A 1,268-nucleotide genomic window follows, 5' to 3' on the forward strand; every position below is an offset into this window, starting at 1 on the left:
TGGTCTGCCCCCAAAGGGTGGTCCAGTTTTAGTCTTAGTGCATGATCGGCTTTTCGGCTATTGCCTGGGCAGATGGAGGTGCCGATCCGGGCGGTGGCGCGGGCCAGATAATAGCCTCCGGTGCTGGTGGTCTGTAACCAAGCGATGAATGCGGCCGCTCAGTGTTGTAGTAGCGTCTCCATGCCTCGATGATGACCTTTGCCTCAGCGAGGCTGTAGAAGATTTCGCCGTTGAGCAGCTCGTCGCGCAGCTTCGAGTTGAAGCTCTCGCAGTAGCCGTTCTCCCATGGGCTGCCCGGCTCGATGAACGCGGTATTTGCGCCGACAGCAGCGATCCACTCGCGCACCGCCTTGGCGATGAACTCCGGACCATTGTCGGAACGAACATGGCCCGGCACACCACGCAGGATGAACAGGTCCGATAGGGCGTCGATGACGTCGGTCGAGTTGAGCTTTCGATCGATGCGGATCGCCAGGCACTCCCGGGTGAACTCGTCGATGATGTTGAGCATGCGGAACTTGCCTCCATCGTGGGTTCGGTCCTCGACAAAATCATAGGACCAGACATGGTTGGGATGAGCAGGCCGAAGCCGGAGGCACGATCCGTCATTCAGCCAGAGACGTCTTCTCTTCGGTTGTTTCTGGGGAACCTTCAGCCCCTCCCGCCGCCAGATGCGCTCGACGCGTTTGGCGTTCACCGTCCAGCCCTCGGACCGCAGCATCGCCGTTATCCGACGATAGCCATAGCGGCCGTAGCATGAGGCTAGCCGGATGATGTCGGCGGTCAACGCCTCTTCATCCGGCCTGCCTCTGGGCTTCTTGCGCTGGGTCGAACGGTGCTGGCCGAGAACCTTGCACGCAAAGCGCTCCGAGACGGAGAACTTCGCCATGATATGATCGACGCAGCGCCGACGGCGGGTGGGGCTCAGTAGTTTCCCGAGGCGGCCTCTTTGAGGATCAGCTTCTCGAGCGTCAGATCCGACACCGCCTTGCGAAGACGGTCGTTCTCTTTCTCAAGCTCCTTGAGACGCTTCACCTGATCGCCTTTCAGGCCGCCGAACTCCTTGCGCCAACGGTAATACGTGAACTGGGTCACGCCGATCGAACGAACCGCTTCGCCAACCGATCTTCCTTGCGACAACAGAACATCGACCTGGCGCAGCTTGGCGACGATCTCTTCGGGCTTGTGCTTCTTCTGGGGCATTCCAACGTCCTCTCTACGGCTCAATAGCCTACTTCAGGGAGGACCACTTTTCAGGGGGCAGACCA

The 1,268-nt window shown here is 59.8% G+C and carries 1 protein-coding gene; it reads right to left on the reverse strand.

Annotated elements, in window-relative coordinates; genetic code table 11:
* Positions 1 to 34: 34 nt before the first annotated feature.
* Positions 35 to 1,203, reverse strand: a protein-coding gene (locus tag P2PM1_RS22435) for an IS3 family transposase (RefSeq protein ID WP_186400625.1) whose coding sequence is annotated in 2 segments (ribosomal slippage) — positions 35 to 939 and positions 939 to 1,203 — 1,170 coding nt in all. Because the reading frame shifts where the segments join, the coding sequence is not laid out codon by codon here.
* Positions 1,204 to 1,268 lie beyond the last annotated feature (65 nt).

The organism is Stappia sp. P2PMeth1, assembly GCF_900185735.1.
In the GTDB taxonomy this organism is placed as follows: Bacteria; Pseudomonadota; Alphaproteobacteria; order Rhizobiales; family Stappiaceae; genus Stappia.